This is a genomic window from Pantoea sp. Ap-967, assembly GCF_011752565.1.
Taxonomy (GTDB): Bacteria; Pseudomonadota; Gammaproteobacteria; order Pseudomonadales; family Pseudomonadaceae; genus Aquipseudomonas.
In genome coordinates, this window is sequence record NZ_VWXK01000005.1 from 83,813 (window position 1) to 101,409 (window position 17,597).

General features: G+C 63.7%; 19 protein-coding genes. 11 read left to right on the forward strand and 8 right to left on the reverse strand.

Features of this window, described 5'->3' with window-relative positions:
* Positions 1–50 precede the first annotated feature (50 nt).
* The 3 genes from F3J45_RS07365 to F3J45_RS07375 all read right to left on the reverse strand — a co-directional run bounded on the left by F3J45_RS07365 (position 51) and on the right by F3J45_RS07375 (position 4,073).
* Complete coding sequence (locus F3J45_RS07365) at positions 51–2,480, reverse strand: TonB-dependent receptor (RefSeq protein WP_167059594.1); 2,430 nt, start codon at positions 2,478–2,480, stop codon at positions 51–53.
* 97 nt (positions 2,481–2,577) lie between these two features.
* The gene (locus tag F3J45_RS07370) at positions 2,578–3,543 is read right to left on the reverse strand and encodes a FecR domain-containing protein (RefSeq protein ID WP_167059597.1); all 966 of its coding nucleotides are present in this window, start codon (positions 3,541–3,543) and stop codon (positions 2,578–2,580) included.
* Entirely contained in the window at positions 3,540–4,073 is a 534-nt protein-coding gene (locus F3J45_RS07375) for a sigma-70 family RNA polymerase sigma factor (protein ID WP_167059600.1), read from the reverse strand. The genes F3J45_RS07370 and F3J45_RS07375 overlap by 4 nt, the downstream gene beginning before the upstream one ends.
* A 138-nt stretch (positions 4,074–4,211) precedes the next feature.
* Between F3J45_RS07375 and F3J45_RS07380 the strand changes: the two genes are divergently transcribed.
* Positions 4,212–5,048, forward strand: a complete 837-nt coding sequence (locus F3J45_RS07380; RefSeq protein WP_167059603.1) for a S1 RNA-binding domain-containing protein — start codon at positions 4,212–4,214, stop codon at positions 5,046–5,048.
* Here F3J45_RS07380 and F3J45_RS07385 read toward each other — a convergent pair whose 3' ends face one another.
* Entirely contained in the window at positions 5,049–5,429 is a 381-nt protein-coding gene (locus tag F3J45_RS07385) for a hypothetical protein (RefSeq protein ID WP_060510375.1), read from the reverse strand.
* A gap of 159 nt (positions 5,430–5,588) precedes the next feature.
* Positions 5,589–7,058 carry a nitrous oxide reductase family maturation protein NosD gene (locus tag F3J45_RS07390; RefSeq protein WP_167059606.1) on the reverse strand — a complete coding sequence of 490 codons (1,470 nt, stop codon included), beginning with the start codon at positions 7,056–7,058 and terminating at the stop codon, positions 5,589–5,591.
* A 223-nt stretch (positions 7,059–7,281) separates the two neighbouring features.
* On the opposite strand from F3J45_RS07390, the gene F3J45_RS07395 reads away from it, so the two are divergent.
* The 3 genes from F3J45_RS07395 (at position 7,282) to def (ending at position 9,109) form a co-directional block, all read left to right on the forward strand.
* A complete protein-coding gene (locus tag F3J45_RS07395) occupies positions 7,282–7,458 on the forward strand; it encodes a CsbD family protein (protein ID WP_167059609.1) in 177 nt (58 codons plus the stop codon).
* 164 nt (positions 7,459–7,622) lie between these two features.
* Positions 7,623–8,576 (forward strand): YihY/virulence factor BrkB family protein, encoded by a 954-nt coding sequence (locus F3J45_RS07400; protein WP_167059611.1) that lies wholly within the window; start codon positions 7,623–7,625, stop codon positions 8,574–8,576.
* Positions 8,573–9,109 carry a peptide deformylase gene (gene def / locus F3J45_RS07405; RefSeq protein WP_167059614.1) on the forward strand — a complete coding sequence of 179 codons (537 nt, stop codon included), beginning with the start codon at positions 8,573–8,575 and terminating at the stop codon, positions 9,107–9,109. The genes F3J45_RS07400 and def overlap by 4 nt, the downstream gene beginning before the upstream one ends.
* On the opposite strand, the gene F3J45_RS07410 is transcribed toward def, so the two are convergent.
* Positions 9,064–9,513, reverse strand: a complete 450-nt coding sequence (locus F3J45_RS07410) for a GNAT family N-acetyltransferase (protein WP_205300436.1) — start codon at positions 9,511–9,513, stop codon at positions 9,064–9,066. The genes def and F3J45_RS07410 overlap by 46 nt on opposite strands.
* A 277-nt stretch (positions 9,514–9,790) precedes the next feature.
* On the opposite strand from F3J45_RS07410, the gene F3J45_RS07415 reads away from it, so the two are divergent.
* The 6 genes from F3J45_RS07415 to F3J45_RS07440 all read left to right on the forward strand — a co-directional run bounded on the left by F3J45_RS07415 (position 9,791) and on the right by F3J45_RS07440 (position 14,076).
* Positions 9,791–10,048 (forward strand): DUF2790 domain-containing protein, encoded by a 258-nt coding sequence (locus tag F3J45_RS07415; protein WP_167059617.1) that lies wholly within the window; start codon positions 9,791–9,793, stop codon positions 10,046–10,048.
* A 111-nt stretch (positions 10,049–10,159) separates the two neighbouring features.
* Positions 10,160–11,119 (forward strand): threonine dehydratase, encoded by a 960-nt coding sequence (locus F3J45_RS07420; protein ID WP_167059620.1) that lies wholly within the window; start codon positions 10,160–10,162, stop codon positions 11,117–11,119.
* 398 nt (positions 11,120–11,517) lie between these two features.
* The gene (locus tag F3J45_RS07425; RefSeq protein WP_167059623.1) at positions 11,518–11,943 is read left to right on the forward strand and encodes a nuclear transport factor 2 family protein; all 426 of its coding nucleotides are present in this window, start codon (positions 11,518–11,520) and stop codon (positions 11,941–11,943) included.
* 43 nt (positions 11,944–11,986) lie between these two features.
* Positions 11,987–12,331, forward strand: coding sequence for a YciI family protein (locus tag F3J45_RS07430; RefSeq protein WP_167059626.1), 345 nt, complete (start codon positions 11,987–11,989; stop codon positions 12,329–12,331).
* 21 nt (positions 12,332–12,352) lie between these two features.
* On the forward strand, positions 12,353–12,838 hold the full coding sequence (locus F3J45_RS07435; RefSeq protein ID WP_167059629.1) for an SRPBCC family protein: 486 nt from the start codon (positions 12,353–12,355) through the stop codon (positions 12,836–12,838).
* Complete coding sequence (locus F3J45_RS07440) at positions 12,838–14,076, forward strand: RNA polymerase sigma factor (RefSeq protein WP_167059632.1); 1,239 nt, start codon at positions 12,838–12,840, stop codon at positions 14,074–14,076. Before F3J45_RS07435 ends, F3J45_RS07440 begins: the two co-directional genes overlap by 1 nt.
* Before the next feature lie 135 nt (positions 14,077–14,211).
* Here the strand turns inward: F3J45_RS07440 and F3J45_RS07445 are convergent, their stop codons facing one another.
* Positions 14,212–14,682: a MaoC family dehydratase gene (locus F3J45_RS07445; RefSeq protein WP_167059635.1), complete on the reverse strand. Its 471-nt coding sequence runs from the start codon at positions 14,680–14,682 to the stop codon at positions 14,212–14,214.
* A gap of 34 nt (positions 14,683–14,716) precedes the next feature.
* Positions 14,717–15,661 carry an alpha/beta hydrolase gene (locus F3J45_RS07450; protein WP_167059638.1) on the reverse strand — a complete coding sequence of 315 codons (945 nt, stop codon included), beginning with the start codon at positions 15,659–15,661 and terminating at the stop codon, positions 14,717–14,719.
* A gap of 211 nt (positions 15,662–15,872) precedes the next feature.
* Here F3J45_RS07450 and fadD2 point away from each other — a divergent pair, with 211 nt between their 5' ends.
* Complete coding sequence (gene fadD2 / locus F3J45_RS07455) at positions 15,873–17,561, forward strand: long-chain-fatty-acid--CoA ligase FadD2 (RefSeq protein ID WP_167059641.1); 1,689 nt, start codon at positions 15,873–15,875, stop codon at positions 17,559–17,561.
* The last annotated feature ends 36 nt before the right edge of the window (positions 17,562–17,597 follow it).

The window sequence follows — 17,597 nt, forward strand, 5'->3', positions numbered from 1 at the left end:
GTTGCTCCTCGACAGAGGCCCGGCAACCTGCCGCCGGGCCCGCTGATGGCTTAAAAATCGTAACGCAGATTCAACGTCGCATTGCGTGGCGCGCCGTAGTGCCCATAGTTTCCCGCCAGGCCGGCATAGTATTTTTTGTCGAACAGGTTCTCCACATTCAAGGTGGCGGTAACCTGCTGGCTGATCTTGTAGCGGGCCATCAGGCTGGCCACGGCGTAGTCCTCTTGGGTAATTCGGGTGTTGTAGCGCGTGGCCAGGGATTGCTTGGCATTCCAGTTCACGCCGCCGCCCAAGGTCAAACGCTCCCATTCGCCCGGGAGGCGATAAGTCGTCCAGAGGCGGAAGGTGTCCAGTGGCAATTGGGTGGTCAGGCGCGTGCCCCCGGCATCTTCGGTGCGTGAATGGCTGTAGCCGGTGTGCAGCTCCAGGCCTCGTGCAATTTCGCCGGACAGTTCCAGGTCCACGCCTTTGGTTTCGGCGCCGCTGACTGCCCGTGAGGCCGTGGAGTTGGGGACGCCGGGGATGGCGAAGCCAGTGTCATCTTCTGCCAGGTTGTCACGCTTAATCAGGTAAAGCGCAGCGCTGGTGTTCAGGCGCCCATTGAAGAATTCCCCTTTCCAGCCCATTTCGTAATTCTGCCCGGTGACCGGGTCGAGCACCTTGCCGGTGCGGTCGCGACTGGTTTGTGGCTTGAAGATATCCGTGTAGCTGGCATACACGGACTGCTCGTCATTGAGGTCGTAGATCAGCCCGGCGTAAGGCGTGACCTCGCCACGTTCCTGCAGGTGGGAAGGGTTACCGGTGCCAGTGGTCAGAACCACCTGATTGGAGTCCGAGCGATAGCTGGTGGTACGCGCGCCGAGAATAAGGTGCAGGTCATCGGTGAAGTTGAGCCGCGTGGCAACGAAGTAACCGGTCTGGCGAATGAACAGGTCATAGTCCAGCAGTGGCGAATAACTGCCCGGTTGCGGCAAGCGGTTACCCCAGGTGTAGAAGTTGAAGCTGGCTGCACCGGCGGTGCCGGTGAAGTGATTGTTTTCGTAGTCCAGGTAATCAAAGCCCGTGATCAGTTCGTGGGTCTGGCCGAACAACTCGAAGGGGCCTTGCAAGGTAACGTTGAGGCCGCGCTGAACCTGGTGGGCATCGACCTGCAAGCGGTCGGCAATGGCGGTGCCGCTGGCCTGGTCCAGGGTCGAGACGCCCGCGCCGGTTCGGTAGAAGGACGACAGCGATTGGCGATCCACATCCATGTAGTTGCCTGCCACCTTCAACTGCCAACCCTGGCCCAGTTCCTGGTCCAGGCCGAAGGAATAGTTCTTCGTGGTGTAGTCTTCGTACATCCAGCGCGGGCCGGTGCTGGTGGCGCGAGAGAAATGGGTGGGCTGGCCGTTGCTGTAGAACAGTGGAACACCTGGTGCGCCGTTGGCGTCATAGGTTTGGTAGTCCATGCCCAGGCGCACGGTGGTGCTGTCGCTCAGGTCGGCTTCGAGCACGCCGTAGAGCAGATCGCGGTCCTGGCTGTACCAGTCCATGTAGCTCTGGTTGCTTTGCTTGGCAGCGACCAGCCGGCCACGCAATTTGCCGCTGTCGATCAGGGGGCCGGAGACATCGGCTTCGGCCCGGTAATAGTCCCACGAGCCGATGCCTGCTTGCACATAGGACTGGAACTCACGTGTGGGGCGTTTGCGCACCAGGTTGACCACGCCATTGGGCTCGCCGGCACCGGTCATCAGCCCGGTGGCGCCACGCACGATTTCCACCCGGTCGAAGATCGCCATGTCCATCAGTGTGCTGGGCATGTTGCGCGTCAGGTAGTCCTGGGTGGTGTTTACGCCATCGAGTTGATACGTGCTGATCTCGGACCCACGCGAGTAGATGTGGAAACGCTCCCCGCCGTCCTGGGACAGGGTGATGCCGGGGTTCTGCTTGAGCACGTCGGTCACGCTGGCCAGGTGCTGGTCATCCATCTGCTGGCGGGTAATGACACTGATCGATTGCGGTGTTTCGCGAATCGACAGGTTCATCTTGGTCGCGGTGCTGGTAACGCCCGTGGTGTACGACCCCGTTCCCTCGGTCGTTTCACCCAGGCCCACACTGTTCACGTGGGTCGCCGACAGCTCCATTGCCGTGCTGTCACCCGATGGCGGCGCCAGGAAGTAGCGCCCGTCGTTTTCCTTCACCACGCGCATGCCACTGCCTGCCAGCAACGCCTGCAAACCTTGCTCGACGCTGTAGGCACCCTCCAGCCCAGGTGTTTTCCGGCCCTCCAGGGTGCTGGGGTCGAATGACAGGACAATGCCAGCCTGGGCGGCGAAGCGGGTCAGGGCTTGGCCGAGGTCGCCCTGGGCGATGTGGTACTCGCGGGTGACGGCGTCGGCAAAGGCCGAGGTGCAGGGGAGGGCTGGAATCATCAGAACCGAGACGAACAGTGCCTTGCGCACGGCGGCCGCGGCTGGGCGCAGTGGGTGATGCATTTTCATGTAGGGCTTCTCTTATGTTGGCAAGCGGGTGATGCACCCGTTACCTCTGAGTCGAATGAGAAAAAGAAGAAATCTCACCTGCCCGCAAAAAAATGTTTCACACACCCTCCAAGGGGCTGAGGGTGACCCAGAAGCGAGTACGCCGCTCCACCTTCACCGGCAAGACGCTGGCGATCGCGCGCAATGCCTTGTCGGTGTCGGCTATCGGGAATGTGCCACTGACCTGCAGCCCTGCCACGGCCGGGTCGCAGCGCAACCAGCCAGCGCGGTAGCGGCCCAGTTCCGGCAAGAACGCATCCAGCCGCTGCGCGTTGGCCACCAACAGGCCGCGGGTCCAGGCATCCTGGTCGGCAGGCAGTGGCTGCGGTGTGTCGGCCTGTTGGCTGGAGAAGCGGCTGCACTGCCCAGGCGCCAGCAGCACCGCCTGGCCGTGTGTGGGCAGGAGGCGCACCTGGTGCTCGAAGACCGCAACCTGGGTGTGCCCGGCGCTGATACGAACCGAGAAGCGGGTACCCAGTGCTTCGGCGCGGCCATGTTCGGTTTCCACCAGGAAGGGGCGGCCCAGCGGATCGGCCGCCGTGGTCACCATGACTTCGCCTTGGCGCAAGCGGATGACCCGCTGGCGTGCGTCATAGCGCACATCGGCGGCGCTGTCGGTATTGAGCAGCAGTTGCCCGCCATCGGCCAGGGTTACCGGCAACTGCTCGCCGACCCGGGTGCGGTAATCGGCAAACCAGGGACTTTGGCCCACCTCACGATAGCCCGCCCACCCCACTGTGCCGCCGCCGAGCAACAGGGCAATGCCCTTGAGCACGTTGCGGCGGCTGTTGCGCTGGGCTTGCCCGGCCAATGCCAGGGTTCGCCCGGTCAGGCCGGCCGGTAGGCCCTGAAGCCGCTGTTGCAGTTGTTCGACCTGCTGCCACGCCCACTGGTTTGCCGCACTTTGTTGCAACCAGCATTGCCAGCCGTGTTCGTCCTCTGGTGTGGCACAGCCGCTCTGCAGCAGGCTATACCAATGCACGGCGTGTTCCAGGGCTGCGTGCTGGGCGGCGGAGGGTTTCATTGCAGGCCCTGGTTGATGCTGAACAGCACGCAGTGGTGCAGGGCCTTGGCCATGTAGCGGTTGACCGATGACAACGAGACACCGAGCTGCTCGGCAATGGCCTGGTAGGGCATGCCGTCCAGCTGCGACAGCAGAAATGCCTGGCGCACCTGGGGGCCCAGGCCGGCGAGCATGGCATCCAGCTGGCACAGGGCCTCAAGCAAGATTGCCCGCTCTTCCTCGGAAATATCCAATGCCTCGGGTTGCTCGGCCAGGGCCTGCAACCAGGCCCGCTCAAGGCGCGTGCGGCGCAGGTGGTCGATCATCAGGCGCCTGGCAATCGTCGCCAGGTAACCCTTGGGCTCGCGTATGGCCTGCAGGCGGGTGCCGGCGTCGTCGGCGCTGAGGATGCGCACGAATACATCCTGTACCAGGTCGGTTGCCAGGTGCCGGCAGTTGATTCTTGGCTGCAACCAGCCGCGAAGCCACTGATGGTGGGCGCGGTAGAGCACATCGACTTCGGCATTCACGTCCAGGTGAGGCTTTTTCATACGCTCGGATTCAAATAAGAACTCTTATCATTATGTGGGGCGCCCGGGGGCTGGACAAGAGGGGCAACCGTCCGGAAGCTTTGACACCAACCCGTGTCTATCCGGAAAATAGCCCCCTTGTCTTGAGGATCATCGGAAATGGCTCTGCTTGGGCGTTACAACAGTTTGCAAATCGTGAAACACGTGGAATTCGGCCTGTACCTGGACGGCGGTGCCGACGGCGAAATCCTGCTGCCCGGGCGCTACATCCCGAAAGACGCCGAAACCGAGGTGGATGACTGGCTGAACGTGTTCATCTACCTGGACAGCGAAGACCAGCTGATCGCCACCACCGAGAAGCCCAAGGTGCAGGTTGGCGAGTTCGCCAGCCTCAAGGTCAAGGACATCAACGGTGCCGGCATCTTCCTCGACTGGGGCCTGTCCAAGGACCTGCTGATGCCCTATTCGGAAGAATCGCGGCAGCTGAAGATCGGCGACTACTGCGTGGTCCACGCCTACCTCGACAAGCGCACCCGGCGCATCACCGCCACCTCGCGCCTGGACCGCTACCTGGACCGCACCCCGGCCGACTACAAGGCCGGCCAGCCGGTGCAGTTGCTGGTGGCGGGTGAAACGCCTATGGGCTTCAAGGCCATCATCAACAACCGCCACTGGGGCCTGATCCACAAGAATGAGGTGTTCAAGTTCCTGCGCTCAGGCATGCACGTGGACGGGTTCATCAAGGAACTGCGCCATGACGGCAAGATCGCCCTGAGCCTGCAGCCGGTTGGCCAGGCGCTGGGCGATGACCTGCAGGAACGCATCATGGCGCGCCTGGAGGCCGAAGGCGGGGTGCTGGCGGTGTGCGACAAGAGCGCCCCGGAAGTGATCAGCCAGCTGTTCAACGTCAGCAAAGGCAACTTCAAGAAGGCCATTGGCGCGTTGTTCAAGCAGGGCCGTATCGTCATCCATGACGACCGTATCGAAAAGGCCTGATCAGGCCTGGACGAAGGTGCGGAAATCCAGCTGCTCGCCACCCGGACGGGTGTCGCGCAGCAGCGAGTCGCGGTCGGCGCTCAGTGCCAGGCTGATGGTCGAGCGGCGTTTGCCGGGGTTGCGCACTTCCATTTGCTCCTGGTGAGCACGCAGGAAGTTGACCGGCACTTTCAGGTGCTGCAGTTCGTCGCTTTCCGGGGTGTGCAGCAGCAGGTTGACCCAGTCGGGCTGGCCCTTGCGCAGCAGTGCCACCGGCACCTCGAACCACCACAGGTTGCGCTTGCGGTCGAGGATAGCGAACAGCGTGTTGGCACTGGTCAGTACCGGGTTGGCCAGGGCCTGGTTGCGGCGGGCGATGGCGGCGGGTTTGTCGAGTTTCATGCAGGTTCCTGCGGGTTGACGCTTGGTTAGGGCTGCATTGTGAGGGGTGGCCTCGTGTGCGGCAAGGCTTGCTGGCCCTTTCGCGGGGCAAGCCCGCTCCTACAAGGCCACACACAACCCCTGTAGGAGCGGGCTTGCCCCGCGAAGAGGCCAGAAGCCTTAACGGCTGATCGGCCTGCTCAACTCTGAAGTAGCCCCATCCGCCGTTGTCACCGTCGCCGTAAAGCTCTTGAGCCCCTGCGCCTGCTCCAGCACCTGGGCAAACCGCGCCAGCCCCTGGGCATCGCTGTTCACCAGCACATCCCCCAAGTATTGCTCCGCCTCGCTGCCCTCGGCCTGGGCATTGCCAAACACCTCGACACGCAGCAGGCTCGACGCCGGGCCCTGCACCTCGCCGCGCAGCACATTGCCGTCCAACGCCAGCAGCCGTGGTGGCTGCTGGTTATGGTTGGGCAGCGGCTGGCACGGCTTGGGCTCGCCCTTGGCGTCGCAAATAACGGCCTGATCCTGCTTTGGCAAGTCGGCCCCGACCCCACGCGAGCCCACGTACAGGGCATGGGCCTGGGCCGGTACGCCGAAGATGATCGCCCCTGTGCGCTGGTTCGGCACGCACGAGCCGCCTGCCTGGCAGCGGCGGATATCCTGGCTGTTGGCCCAGATCCGGTTACCGGTCAGGCGTGTGGCGGTAACCTCGGGTTCGGGACGCAGGGCAACGCCAATGCGGTTGCCGTGGATCAGGTTGCCGTCGAGGATGTTGCCCTCGCCGGTGACGCTGACGCCAATCGAGTTACCGCTGAAGGTGTTGGCGCCCAGGTAGTTGCGCTTGCCCCAGTTGATCTGCAGGCCGTCGGAGTAGTTTTCGAAACGGTTGCGCACCACGCTGTTGTCGTTGCCCAGCAGGATTTCGATGCCCTGGGACGGCTCAGGGTTGGCCGGGGTGGAGCGGAACAGGTTGTCGGCCACCAGGTTGAAGGCCGCGCCACGGGTCAGCTCCAGGCCGTCGCCGTTGTCGATCAACTGGTTGCGCAGCACCTTGTTGTTGACGGTGGTGGTGGCCGTTGCGTTACCCGCCCCGTCATCCCCTGTGAGCATGATGCCAGCCCCGCCCTTGTTGGCGACGATGCGGTTGTCTTCGATGACGTTGCCGCTGGCGCGGTTGACCAGGATGCCGATGCAGAAGTTGCGCACTTCCAGGCCACTGAGGTGCACGCCCTGGGTGTCGCGCAGCACCAGGCCCGGGTTGGTGGTGGTGCGCACGTTGGTGCCGAACTGGCCAGGCACGGCGCCGGGGCAGGTGCGCACGCCCTGGTCCTTGATGTAGCCGCTGCCGTCGATGGCAATGTATTGGCCATCGCGGGCCCAGGGCAAGCCGGTGATCTGCACCGGGCCTTTGATTTCCGGCAGGGCACGGTTGGGGCGGATGACGTACGGCGGTTTGCCCACCGCGGCGATGTCGATGCGGTAGTGGCCGGGGTTCTGGTTGCTGGTTTCGATGGCCCAGCGCAGGGTACCGGGCTGGCCATCGTCGGTGTAGCGCTCGACTTTCAGGGTTTCGTTGGCCGGTGCGGCGGCCAGGGCAGGCAGGGGCAGCAGCGGCAACAAGGCTGCGAACAGGGGCATCAGGCGCATTGCGGTGGGTATCCGGAAGCTGTTGTTTTTATAAGCAGTTTTTTTGCGATTGTAGGGCAGCCGGCCGGGCTTGCGCAGTGCGCTGGCCGGATTCGGTGCGGTATTCGCCCGCAGAATCGCCGTTCGGCTTGAAGCCTGAAAATTCTTTGAAACTCCTGGCGCAGGCGGCCGGTCCACCGACTGTCGACACGGTTCACGTGTCTCCATTTGCAGGAGATTTGCCATGAGCGGCACTAAAGACAAAGCCAAAGGCCTGGCCAACGAAGCGGTGGGTAACATCAAGCAAGGCGTCGGCAAGGTGACCGGCAACGACAAGTTGCGGGCAGAAGGCAAGGCCCAGGAAGTGAAGGGCGAGGCGCAGCAGATCAAGGGCAATGTGAAAGATGCGCTGAAGCCTTGATTCGAGGCGGCTTGTGACGGCCTCTTCGCGGGGCAAGCCCGCTCCTACAGGAGCGGGCTTGCCCCGCGAAGAGGCCTTTATTTTGAATATTGCCAGGGAGCAGTACAGCAACCCCGTGGTCTATTAGACTTACCTGTTGTAATCAAGCGGCGAAAGGAGACGCTATGATTTTCCCTGACCTGCGCGGGCTGCCCATGCACCGCGTACTGGTACGCACCGTCAAGGAATTCCTCGACGACGAGATGTCTACCTATGCGTCCGCGCTGGCCTACCAGATGCTGTTCTCGCTGTTCCCGTTCATTCTGTTCCTGATCGCGTTGATCGGTTTCCTGCACCTGCCGGACTTCTTCTCCTGGCTGCGCCTGCAAACCGAACTGGTGCTGCCGCCCCAGGCGTTGGAACAGGTGAATCCGGTGATCGACCAGTTGCAGCAGTCCAAGGGCGGGTTGCTGTCGGTGGGTATCGTCATTGCCCTGTGGACCGCCTCGGCTGGCGTGCGCCTGATGATGAGCGCCATGAACGCCGCCTACGACGTGCCCGAAGGCCGCCCGGTGTGGAAGCGCATTCCGCTGTCGATCTTCTACACCATCGGCATCGCCGGCATGCTGCTGGCCGCCGCAGCGCTGATGGTGCTGGGCCCGCAGGTGATGGAGTGGATTGCCGCGCAGGTTGGCATGCAGGAAGTGATCGTCACGGTATGGACCATCCTGCGTTGGCCGGCCATCGTCATTCTGCTGATGGTGGCCGTGGCGCTGATGTACTACGTGATGCCGGATGTGAAGCAGAAGTTTCGCTTCATCACCCCCGGTTCGGTACTGGCGGTAGTAGTATGGATCATCGCCTCCCTGGGCTTTGCCTACTACGTCAAGACCTTTGCCGACTACAACGCCATGTACGGCAGCATCGGTGCGATCATCGTGCTGCTGCTGTACTTCTACATTTCCGCTGCCGTGCTGCTGCTCGGCGCCGAGATGAACGCGGTGATCGAGCACATGTCGGCCGAAGGCAAGAACCCGGGCGAAAAGGATTTCAACGGCGAACAGCCCAAGGAAACCGTCACCGTGCTCGGCCATGAACACCCGGTCGAGCCGCAACCGTCCGAGCCGAACCCGCAATGATCCGTGACATTCTGAAAATGGGCGACGAGCGCCTGCTGCGTATCGCCCAGCCGGTGCCTGAGCACCTGATTGGCAGTGCCGAGCTGCAAGGGCTGATCGACGACATGTTCGAAACCATGCGCCACGTCGGTGGCGTAGGGTTGGCCGCACCCCAGGTGGGGATCGATTTGCAGCTGGTGATTTTCGGTTTCGAGCGCAGCGAGCGCTACCCGGATGCCGAACCCGTGCCGCAGACCATTTTGCTCAACCCGGTGATCACGCCGCTCACCACCGAGGTAGAGGACGGCTGGGAAGGCTGCCTGTCGGTGCCGGGCCTGCGCGGTGTGGTGCCGCGCTTCAAGCACATCAACTATGAAGGCCTGGACCCCCAGGGTAACCCGCTGAGCCGCTTTGCCGAGGGGTTTCATGCGCGGGTGGTGCAGCACGAATGCGACCACCTGATCGGCCGGCTGTACCCCTCGCGCATCCAGGACTTCGCCAAGTTCGGCTACACCGAGGTGCTGTTCCCCGGGCTGGACGCCAGCGACGACTGACCGTGCACCATGGCTACCAGCGCTTTGCTGCGCTGGTAGCGCAGCAGCCGTGAGGCTAGGGCTTCGGGCATTGCGGTGGTGGCGTTGAAACCCAGGCGCTGGTAGTAAAGGGCAAGGTCGGGGTGGCAGAACAACCAGGTCGGGCCCGCCTGCGCCGCCAGGGCCGCCTCTACCAATGCGGCCCCGGCGCCACGGCCGCGCTGGGCAGGTGCGACGAACAGGCCGGTGAGCCACTGGCCGTCGGCCACCGCGCTCAAGCACAGGCCAGCCACGATTGTGTCACTGCGCGCTACCCACAATTGCCCGTCGTTGGCGGCGCGCATGCGCGAGCCATGCTGTTTGTAGAAAAGTGCGAGCAGCCGGCGTTCGGCGCCGAGCAGGGGCGTGCAGTGCAGGGTGGTCATCGGGAGTCCGGGCGTGGGGGGCTCTGGCCCGGTGGTTCCAGGCTGCCGAGCCGCTTCGCTTTGTCGCAGATTGTTGCAAATCCTGCAAGGGTGAATGTCCGACTTCAGGGTTCAAGTATTGCAGGCGAGGAGTAGAATTTCAGCTATCCCCCCTGGCAGTACGATAAAGCGGGATCGGTACTTCGTGTCATCTTCGTAGACGATGACAACTTCTCCGCGCCATTGACGGCCTATTGAAGTCACTCGATCAGCTGGATTGCTCCAAAGGCATAAACCCATGAAACCATTACTGATTCTTGCTCTGGTCGGTATGTCCTCGTTCGCCCTCGCCGATGAGGCCAAACCGGTCTCCAGCGAGCCTGTGGCCCAGCAGTACGACTATTCGATGAACCTCGACATCAAACGGGTGATTCACCTGTCGACCATCCCCAATGTCTGCGAAGTGGTACCTGCGACCATGACCTACGAAGACCACCAAGGCCAGGTGCATACCATCCAGTACCGGGCAATGGGCGAAGGGTGCCAGCAAGGCTGAAGTGGCCAATGGCCCTGGCCGTGTGAAACGCTGCCAGGGCCATTGGCGTTTACCAACCCACCGCTGGCGATTAGGATCGGTACACACCCGTATCGATGAAGGATGATCGCCATGTTCGACCTCGCCGCCCTGCGCGAAGCTGCCAGTTTCGTTCACCAGCATGTTCCGCCGACGCCCCAGCGCGAGTGGCCGCTTTTGGCCGAGCAGGTGGGCTGCAAGCTGTGGGTCAAGCACGAGAACCACGCCCCGACCGGCGCCTTCAAGGTGCGCGGTGGGCTGGTTTACGTGCGTTCGCTGTTGGCCAAGGGCAAGCCGCCACGTGGGCTGGTCACCGCCACCCGCGGCAACCATGGCCAGAGCATGGCGCTGGCGGCCAGCCAGGCCGGCGTGCCGCTGGTGATCGTGGTGCCAGAAGGCAACTCGAAGGAAAAGAACGCGGCCATGCGCGCCCTGGGCGCGAAGTTGGTGGAGCATGGCGTCGACTTCGACGTTGCCCGTGAAGAGGCGGCGCGGCTGGCGGATGAATTGGGTTACGACATGGTGCCGTCGTTCCACCCGGAACTGGTGCGCGGAGTGGCCACCTACGCCTTGGAGTTGTTCGAGAGCGTGGACGATCTCGATTGCGTGTATGTGCCGATCGGCATGGGTTCGGGCATTTGCGGGCTGATTCAGGCGCGTAACCTGCTGGGCCTGCGTACCGAGATTGTCGGCGTGGTGTCCAGCGCTGCCGATGCCTACGCGCAGAGCTTCGAGCAGGGGCGCATCATCACCACCGCCACTGCCGACACCTTCGCCGACGGCATGGCCTGCCGCGTGCCCCACCCGGATGCCTTCGCCTTGGTGCGCGAGCATGCCGCACGGATCGTGCGGGTTACCGATGCTGAGGTGGCAGCGGCCATGCGCCTTTATCACGAAACCACCCACAACACCGCCGAAGGCGCCGGTGCCGCGGCGCTGGCTGCGCTGTTGCAGGAGCGTGAACGCCAGGCGGGCAAGCGGGTAGCGGTGGTGCTCAGTGGCGCCAATGTCGACCGAGAGCGGTATGCGCAGGTGCTGACTGAAAAATCCTGAATGGATAATGGTGGGAGGGTAGGGCGGGAGTGATGTGGCGCCTGTGAGATCGGGCGCCGCCCGCGCGGCGCTTCGCGAGCTTTGCTCGCTCCTACGTTTGTTTCGGGCCAGTTACGCCTGCGCCATCGCACGCGAACGCCTTATACATTGACCTCGATACCGAGGCGTGCACCAAGGGGCCGCGCGCGCAGGCAATATGAACATTGGCCCGAGATAACGTAGGAGCGAGCAAAGCTCGCGAAGCGCCGCGCGGGCGGCGCTCGATCTCATAGGCGCTGAACTACTCAAGGCGTACCATTCGACCTGAAATATTCCCGCAACCTGTCGATTTTCTCGGCTACCGTTCGACCATGAGCTGAAGGCACAGGGCATTCCTGTGCCGACCGGAGGCTCTGCCCATGAACACCGCAGCCGAAAGCGAAATCCGCCAGTTGATCGATACCTGGATGCAGGCCGTTCGCGACCGTGACATCCCCGCCATCACCGCGCCCTACGCCGACGACATCGTCGCCTTCGATGCCATCCAGGCCTTGCAGTTCAAGGGCAAGGACAACTACCGCAAACACTGGGAAATGTGCATGGGCATGTGCACCGGCCCGATGGTCTTCGAGCTGGCCGAGCTGACCGTGCACACCGCCGGCGAGTTGGCCCTGGCCCATTGGCTCAACCGCTGTGGCCCGGGCGATGACGAGAGCCAGTGCGGCTTCATGCGTGCCACCGTGGGCTATCGCAAGGTCGACGGGCACTGGCAAGTGATCCATGAACACTGGTCGGCGCCGTTCGACATGCAAACCCAGAAAGCACTGTTCGATCTGAAACCTTGAGCCGCTATCGCCAAACGCACGTTGCCAACGCCTGGAGACAACCATGAAATACCTGTGCCTGGTCTATTGTGACGAAGCGCTGCTGCACAGCCTGCCCGACAGCCCGGAAGACGCCGAATGCCTGGCCTATGCCGAGTCGCTCCAAGGCGCCGGGCGGATCATTGCGGCAGAGGCGCTGAAAAGCGTGCAGGCCGCCACCACCGTGCGCGTGCGCGGCGGGCGAATGAGCATCACCGACGGCCCGTTCGCCGAAACCAAAGAGCAGCTGGCCGGCTTTTACCTGGTCGATGCCCGCGACCTCAACGAGGCGCTGAGCATCGCCAAGGGCATTCCGGCGGCACGTGTGGGCAGTGTGGAAGTGCGCCCTGTGCGTGAGCTGCAACCCTGACAGCAACGGAGAACAACAAGAATGAGCCTGACCCACGCTGCGACTGCCCAACACGAATTGTCCATCAGCCGCCTGATCGATGCGCCGCCGGCCAAGGTGTTCCGTGCCTGGACCGAGCCTGAGTGGTTGATGCAGTGGTGGGGCCCGCATGGCATGACCACCCCGGAGTGTGAAATGCAGCTGTGGAGCGGTGGCCTGTTCCGCACCCTGATGCGTGCCCCGGACGGCACCGAGTACCCGACCCAGGGCGTCTTCCTGGAAATCGCCGCGCCCAGGCGGCTGGTGTTCACCGATGCCTTCCTGCCAGGCTGGGTGCCCTCGGGCAAGGCATTCATGACTGCGGTGATCAGCTTCGACGAAGAACACGGCAAGACCCGCTACACCGCCCGCGCCTGGCACTGGAGTGCCGCCGACAGCCGGGCGCATGAAGAGATGGGCTTTCACCAGGGCTGGGGAGAAAGCCTGGACCGCCTGGTGGAGGTGGTGACCCAGCGGATGCCCGACTGATGGCGGAGCTGGCGCAGGTGCGTGCCGAAGTGGAGGCCGTGTACCGCCGCGAATCGCGGCGCATCCTGGCGACCTTGATTCGCCTGCTGGGGGACTTCGACCTGGCCGAGGAGGCCTTGCATGATGCGTTCTTCATTGCCGTCGAGCGCTGGCAGCGCGATGGCATCCCCGACAACCCGCGGGCCTGGCTAGTGTCTACCGGGCGTTTCAAGGCCATCGACGCGCTGCGCCGCCGGGCGCGCTTCGACCGCTCACAGGCCGACCTGATTATGTTGATCGAAGGCCAGGGGCACGACCCCAGTGAAGAAGAGTTGCTGGCCGACGACCGCCTGCGGCTGATTTTCACCTGCTGCCACCCGGCCCTGGCCGCCGATGCCCAGGTGCCACTGACCTTGCGCGAAGTCTGTGACCTGACCACCGAGCAGATCGCCCGGGCGTTTTTGCAGAGCCCGGCGACTATCGCCCAGCGCATCGTGCGCGCCAAGGCCAAGATTCGCGATGCCGGCATTCCTTACCAGGTTCCGGAACTGCATGAGCTGCCCGAGCGGCTGGATAGCGTGTTGCGGGTGATCTACCTGGTGTTCAACGAAGGTTATTCAGCTTCCAGCGGCGAAGCGTTGCTGCAGCAGGCGCTGAGCGACGAAGCGATTCGCCTGGGGCGCCTGCTGGTGCAACTGCTGCCTGATGCGGAGGCGGTCGGTTTGCTGGCGCTGATGCTGCTGCAGGCGTCGCGCCAGCGTGCGCGCAGTGATGCCGAGGGCAACTTGGTGCTGCTCGATGAGCAGGACCGCAGCCTGTGGGACCGGGCGCAGATTACCGAGGGCTGCGAACTGGTGCGCCTCGCTTTGGGCAGCCGGGACTTCGGTGCCTACACCGTGCAGGCGGCGATTGCGGCGGTGCATGCCGAGGCGGCGACAGCCGAGGCCACCGACTGGGGGGAAATTGTCGGGCTGTATGACGTGCTGCAGCGGCACTGGCCGTCGCCGGTGGTGGCGTTGAACCGGGCGGTGGCTTTGGCCAAGCGTGACGGGGCAGAAGCCGGGCTGGCGGCGGTGGAAGCGATTCTGGCAGCGGGAGAGTTGCGCGATTACCACCTGGCCCACGCGGCGCGGGCGCAGTTGCATCAGCAACTGGGGAAGGTGGATGAGGCGCGGGCGGCCTGGCAGCAGGCCTTGGCGCTGACCCAGCAAGGGGCGCAGCGGCGGCATATCGAACGGCGCCTGCGCGAGCTGCCTTGATTGCCTTGTGAGGTCGGTTTGGTAGGAGCGAGCAGCGCTCGCGATGGGCTGCAGCGCAGCCCCGGCGGTGTGTGGCACCGGCCTTGCCGGTGATCGCGAGCTGCGCTCGCTCCTACAGCTGTACCAACGCGGCTGTCAGCCGGCCACGAAGTTCGGCGGCGACACCAGCTCGACGGTCTGCTGCTTGCGCGGCGCCAGGATTTCAGCCACGCCCTCGACCACCAGCTCGTCGTTCTGGTTGTACACGTTGGTGGCGATGCGCACTTTGAACTTGGGCAGCTTCTCGAGAATTTCCAGGCGCACGGTCAGGCTGTCGCCAATCTTCACAGGCTTCTGGAAGCTCATCTGCTGGCCCAGGTAGATGGTGCCAGGGCCGGGCAGGGTGCACGCCACTGCCGCGCTGATCAGGGCGCCGCTGAACATGCCGTGGGCAATGCGTTCCTTGAACATGCTCTTGGCGGCGAATTCGGCGTCCAGGTGCACTGGGTTGTGGTCGCCGGACATGGCGGCGAACAGCTGGATGTCGCGCTCTTCGACGGACTTCTTGTATTCGGCTTTCTGGCCGACTTCGAGGGCTTCGTAAGGCGTGTTGGTGACCTGGGTCATCGGAGCTTCCTTAAAGGGCGGACGAGGGCCGCTATCATTCACTGCGGGCAGGGCGGCCTAGGGCCAGCGCCTGCTCCAGCCAGGCGATTATATCGCCGGTGACCTCGTCGCGATTGAGTTCGTTCAGCACTTCATGCCGCGCTTGAGGATAGACGCGCAGCCGTACGTGTCGATTACCGGTCGCGCGCAGGGCATCGGCCAGGTGGGTGAGACGCTTGCCGGCACTCACCGGATCACATTCGCCGCCGATGACCAGCATCGGCAGATTCGGGTCGATCTGCGCAAGGTTGCGTGGCTGGCTGATATGCGCCAGCCCTTGCAGCAGGTCGAGCCATAGCTGGTTGCTGCAGCGAAAGCCGCACAGCGGGTCGTTGATGTACTTGTCCACCTCGGCCGGGTCGCGGCTGAGCCAGTCGAAGGCCGTGCGGTTGGGCTTGAAGGCCTTGTTGAACGTGCCAAACGACAGCCACTCGATCAGCGCGCTCTGGCCCAGCGGGCCCTGGCGCCAGGTTTCCAGCCGGGCGATCTGGCGCGCCACGCGGTACAGCGCCGGCGGCTGGAAGTTGGAGCCGCTGAGGATTGCCCCGTGCAGGCTGCCACTGTGGTGCAACAGGTAGGCCTGGGCGATGTAGCTGCCCATGCTGTGGCCAAACAGGAACAAGGGCGTGCAGGGAAATTGCTGGCCAATGTGCTGGGCCAGCAGGCCCAGGTCGTTGACCACGGCATTCCAGCCATGATGCCGGGCGAACAGGCCGAGGCTGCCCTGCTCGGCGCTGCGCCCGTGGCCGCGCAGGTCTGCTGCCAGCAGGGCGAAGCCGTGTTCGCTCAAGGCCTGGCCCAGACGCTGGTAGCGCCCGGCATGCTCGGCCATGCCATGCGCCAGCAGCACCACGGCCTTGACCGGCGTGGCCGGCAACCATTGGTGCACGTACAGGCTGCAGTGCGCGCTGGCGGGCAGCCAGAAGGCATCGTGGGGCATGGCGAATCCTTGGGTGCGAAGGGTACCCGCACAGTGTATGCACAACCGTGCGAATTGCAGGAAGGGCACAAAAGAGATTCACAATGTTAATGGCGGCACTTGGCGTATATGCCACCTCGGGGTTACCTGCTAACGTCGCTGCAACGCCCGTTCGCCACCCGGTGGACGGGGCAGGGAATCAGCACGGGCTCAGGCAGAGGAACAATAATAAATGCAAGCCGACTTCTGGAACGACAAGCGCCCGGAGGGCGTACCTTCAACCCTGGACATGCACGCCTACGCCTCGGTGGTCGAGGTGTTCGAGCGCTCCTGCAAGCGCTTCGCCGCCCGCCCGGCCTTCAGCAACCTGGGCGTGACCTTGAGTTACGCCGAGCTCGAACAGTACTCGGCAGCCTTCGCCGCCTGGCTGCAGCAGCATACCGACCTCAAGCCTGGCGACCGTATCGCGGTGCAGATGCCCAACGTCCTGCAATACCCCATCGCCGTGTTCGGCGCCCTGCGCGCCGGGCTGGTCGTGGTCAATACCAACCCGCTGTACACCGAGCGCGAGATGCGCCACCAGTTCAAGGACGCCGGTGCCCGCGCCCTGGTGTACCTGAACATGTTCGGCAAGCGCGTGCAGGAGGTGTTGCCCGACACCGGCATCGAGTACCTGATCGAGGCCAGGATGGGCGATATGTTGCCTGCCGCCAAGGGTTGGCTGATCAACACCGTGGTCGACAAGGTGAAGAAGATGGTGCCGGCCTACCACCTGCCTCAGGCCATCCCTTTCAAGCAGGTGCTGCGCCAGGGCCGCAACCTGGCCCACACGCCGGTGCCGCAGGCGCTGGGCGACGTCGCCGTGTTGCAGTACACCGGCGGCACCACGGGCCTGGCCAAGGGCGCCATGCTCACCCATGGCAACCTGGTGGCGAACATGCTGCAGGTGCTGGCCTGCTTTGCCCAGCGCGGCCCGGACGGCCAGCAGCTGATCCGCGAAGGCCAGGAGGTGATGATCGCGCCGTTGCCGCTGTACCACATCTATGCCTTCACCGCGAACTGCATGTGCATGATGGTCACTGGCAACCACAACGTGCTGATCACCAACCCGCGCGATATCCCAGGCTTTATCAAGGAACTGGGCAAGTGGCGGTTTTCCGCGTTGCTGGGCTTGAACACATTGTTCGTCGCGCTGATGGACCACCCCGGTTTCCGCCAGCTGGACTTCTCGGCATTGAAGGTCACCAACTCGGGCGGCACGGCGCTGGTCAAGGCCACTGCCGAGCGCTGGGAAGAGCTTACCGGGTGCCGCATCGTCGAAGGCTACGGCCTGACCGAAACCTCGCCGGTGGCCAGCACCAACCCCTACGGCCAGCTGGCGCGCCTGGGCACGGTGGGCATGCCGGTGCCGGGCACGGCGTTCAAGGTGATCGACGACGAAGGCAATGAGCAGCCCCTGGGCGAGCGCGGCGAGTTGTGCATCCAGGGCCCGCAGGTGATGAAGGGCTACTGGCAGCAGCCCGAAGCCACGGCCCAGGCGCTGGACGCCGACGGTTGGTTCAAGACCGGCGATATAGCCGTGATCGACCCGGACGGCTTCACCCGCATCGTCGACCGTAAGAAAGACATGATTATCGTCTCGGGCTTCAACGTGTACCCCAATGAAATCGAAGACGTGGTGATGGGCCACCCACAAGTGGCCAATTGCGCGGCTATCGGTGTGCCGGACGAGAAGTCGGGGGAGGCGGTGAAACTGTTCGTGGTCGCGCGCGAGGGCGGGGTGAGCGTGGAAGAGCTCAAGGCCTACTGCAAGGCCAACTTCACCGGCTACAAGGTGCCCAAGCACATCGTGCTGCGCGAGTCGCTGCCGATGACGCCGGTGGGCAAGATTCTGCGGCGGGAGCTGCGTGATATCGCCTGATACCGGGTTGAGTCCTTCGCGAGGCAACCTAGCTCG

Excerpts from the sequence above, each read along its gene's own strand:
- F3J45_RS07400 (WP_167059611.1), top strand. The coding sequence starts at position 7,623 with ATGATTTTCCCTGACCTGCGCGGGCTGCCCATGCACCGCGTACTGGTA.
- F3J45_RS07365 (WP_167059594.1), bottom strand. The coding sequence starts at position 2,480 with ATGAAAATGCATCACCCACTGCGCCCAGCCGCGGCCGCCGTGCGCAAG.
- F3J45_RS07430 (WP_167059626.1), top strand. The coding sequence starts at position 11,987 with ATGAAATACCTGTGCCTGGTCTATTGTGACGAAGCGCTGCTGCACAGC.
- F3J45_RS07420 (WP_167059620.1), top strand. The coding sequence starts at position 10,160 with ATGTTCGACCTCGCCGCCCTGCGCGAAGCTGCCAGTTTCGTTCACCAG.
- F3J45_RS07415 (WP_167059617.1), top strand. The coding sequence starts at position 9,791 with ATGAAACCATTACTGATTCTTGCTCTGGTCGGTATGTCCTCGTTCGCC.
- F3J45_RS07370 (WP_167059597.1), bottom strand. The coding sequence starts at position 3,543 with ATGAAACCCTCCGCCGCCCAGCACGCAGCCCTGGAACACGCCGTGCAT.
- F3J45_RS07375 (WP_167059600.1), bottom strand. The coding sequence starts at position 4,073 with ATGAAAAAGCCTCACCTGGACGTGAATGCCGAAGTCGATGTGCTCTAC.
- F3J45_RS07440 (WP_167059632.1), top strand. The coding sequence starts at position 12,838 with ATGGCGGAGCTGGCGCAGGTGCGTGCCGAAGTGGAGGCCGTGTACCGC.
- def (WP_167059614.1), top strand. The coding sequence starts at position 8,573 with ATGATCCGTGACATTCTGAAAATGGGCGACGAGCGCCTGCTGCGTATC.
- F3J45_RS07385 (WP_060510375.1), bottom strand. The coding sequence starts at position 5,429 with ATGAAACTCGACAAACCCGCCGCCATCGCCCGCCGCAACCAGGCCCTG.
- fadD2 (WP_167059641.1), top strand. The coding sequence starts at position 15,873 with ATGCAAGCCGACTTCTGGAACGACAAGCGCCCGGAGGGCGTACCTTCA.
- F3J45_RS07395 (WP_167059609.1), top strand. The coding sequence starts at position 7,282 with ATGAGCGGCACTAAAGACAAAGCCAAAGGCCTGGCCAACGAAGCGGTG.
- F3J45_RS07390 (WP_167059606.1), bottom strand. The coding sequence starts at position 7,058 with ATGCGCCTGATGCCCCTGTTCGCAGCCTTGTTGCCGCTGCTGCCCCTG.
- F3J45_RS07410 (WP_205300436.1), bottom strand. The coding sequence starts at position 9,513 with ATGACCACCCTGCACTGCACGCCCCTGCTCGGCGCCGAACGCCGGCTG.
- F3J45_RS07450 (WP_167059638.1), bottom strand. The coding sequence starts at position 15,661 with ATGCCCCACGATGCCTTCTGGCTGCCCGCCAGCGCGCACTGCAGCCTG.
- F3J45_RS07425 (WP_167059623.1), top strand. The coding sequence starts at position 11,518 with ATGAACACCGCAGCCGAAAGCGAAATCCGCCAGTTGATCGATACCTGG.
- F3J45_RS07380 (WP_167059603.1), top strand. The coding sequence starts at position 4,212 with ATGGCTCTGCTTGGGCGTTACAACAGTTTGCAAATCGTGAAACACGTG.
- F3J45_RS07445 (WP_167059635.1), bottom strand. The coding sequence starts at position 14,682 with ATGACCCAGGTCACCAACACGCCTTACGAAGCCCTCGAAGTCGGCCAG.
- F3J45_RS07435 (WP_167059629.1), top strand. The coding sequence starts at position 12,353 with ATGAGCCTGACCCACGCTGCGACTGCCCAACACGAATTGTCCATCAGC.